This window comes from Siculibacillus lacustris, from assembly GCF_004328075.1.
Lineage (GTDB): Bacteria > Pseudomonadota > Alphaproteobacteria > Rhizobiales > Ancalomicrobiaceae > Siculibacillus > Siculibacillus lacustris.
The window spans coordinates 1-1,731 of record NZ_SJFN01000080.1; the positions used below are offsets into that span (position 1 = coordinate 1).

Here is a 1,731-nt window from a genome sequence, read left to right on the forward strand (position 1 = left end):
GCGGTTATGGCGATCGATGAAGTACGAATGCATCTACCTCCACGCCTACGAGACCGGCTCGGAAGCCCGCAGCGGCATCGGCCGGTGGATCGACTACTACAACTTCGACCGACCTCACTCGACACACGGAGGGCGTACGCCCGTCGAGGTCCACGAGGAGGCCGGCGACATCAGACTGGCGGCGTAACGGACCACAGGCCCAAGCTTACGAAGGCCGCCAATCTGTCCGGCCCGGCGGGACCACCTCACAATTTCCGGTCACGGAGATATTTGGAAATTCCCTGCGACGTGGCGCTATGGCCGAGGGCGGCCAAACGCTTTCGGCTCCTCTCGACGAAGCGGTTGAATTCGACGACGTCGGGTGCGTCCGGTCAGCCTTCGATGTCTTTCAGCCACGCTCTCCGCCCGGATGGTGATGCCTCCGACCAAGCGCCGGTGACGCGGGCGAACGATACCCGCCATCACCCATGGTTCGCATTGCCTTCGTGTGAGCCGAAAGTGTCATCTCACTGGCTTGCAATACCGCGTAGCAACTTCGGTCGATGTCGGCGTCTCCGTAACAAAGCAGACGACAAGGTTGGTTTCCTTTTGCAGAAATATTCCCGGGCCGGCCGGTGACGGGAGTATGCCGGCGATCGTATAGCCCTGCGCAAGAAGGGACTGAACCGACATCGTTTGCGCAACAGCACTCGTTTGAAGCGCCAAAATGACCGAGGCGGCAAAAAGTGTGATACGGGACATTGCAGTTACTCCATATGGCGAGTAAGGCATGCCGATCTTACCATCATCGATGTCGGATTGCTCGATTTAGAGAAGGAATGAACAATAATTTCTGTGGGGCCGATTGCCTCGTAAGTGGTCACGTCTTTTCGCCGCATAGGTATTCGACATGAAAGCATCTGGGGAATGCCGGGATTGATTGCGGTGAGGTTCGGGCGGGTCTGCCCCGTGGCGCCCGGTCCAGGGGCTGCGATCGCGGTGGCCTTCCGATCGTCGGCTGCGTCGACGGTGGAAGCTTCCGGGCTCCTCTTGGTGGTGCCGATCGACCCCACCGCCCAGGGTCGACCGCGATGACGCGGGGCCGCGCCAACTCGTCATTCCGGGTGCGGTCCCCGGTGAGAGAAGGGCGATGGCGACGACATCGCAACGGTCGTTGCGAACCGATGTGCCGGGCGGTGGGCGTCGAGCCCCGGTGCAGCGCGGGCAAACAGCACGTTTCGCTCGGTCCGCCGGCAAGCCGAGGCGAGGAGGCTTCCGCGCAGGTGCTGCGTTCGAGCACGAGCAATCCGCCATCGGCCGTCGAGCGGTCGGCGAAAGGGCGGCGGATCGGCCCGATCGGGCCGTCGTTTCTCGGCGACGAACGCCTTGAAGTCACCGATCAAGTCAGCCCAACGGGCGATGTCGGAGTCGAGGTCGGCGCGCATCACCCCACCGCACAGACCGATGTCGAAGATCGCCTTCACGTCCACAGAGCGGACGCTACGGGTCGTGTCCCATGAAGTGGTGTAGCTGACGAGAACGGTGGTCATCGGCGGTGCGGCGGTATGGTCGGAGTTGCGAGAACCAACCCGACCGAGGAGCCACCGATGACCGACATGATGATGAGCCTACGGACGCTCGTGGAGAAGAGCGCCGACGCCGATGTTTTGCGCGAGATGATCGGCTTCGCCGCGGAGCGCCTGATGGAGCTGGAGATCGGCGCCCACACCGGTGCCGAATGGGGCGAGAAGA

The 1,731-nt window shown here is 62.4% G+C and carries 2 protein-coding genes and 1 pseudogene; 2 read left to right on the plus strand and 1 reads right to left on the minus strand.

The annotated features are described in order from the left end of the window. On the plus strand, positions 1-187 hold a 187-nt coding region (locus EYW49_RS22740; protein WP_131311729.1), incomplete at its 5' end, for an integrase core domain-containing protein. Between the two features lie 907 nt (positions 188-1,094). Here the strand turns inward: EYW49_RS22740 and EYW49_RS22750 are convergent. Beyond that, the gene (locus EYW49_RS22750) at positions 1,095-1,529 is read right to left on the minus strand and encodes a hypothetical protein (protein ID WP_131312021.1); all 435 of its coding nucleotides are present in this window, start codon (positions 1,527-1,529) and stop codon (positions 1,095-1,097) included. A gap of 57 nt (positions 1,530-1,586) precedes the next feature. Between EYW49_RS22750 and EYW49_RS22755 the strand changes: the two are divergent. Continuing rightward, positions 1,587-1,731, plus strand: a pseudogene (locus tag EYW49_RS22755) (IS256 family transposase); the annotation flags it as partial.

Bases quoted from the DNA above. Each gene is read 5' to 3' on its own strand.
- EYW49_RS22750 (WP_131312021.1), bottom strand. From the start codon at position 1,529: ATGACCACCGTTCTCGTCAGCTACACCACTTCATGGGACACGACCCGT.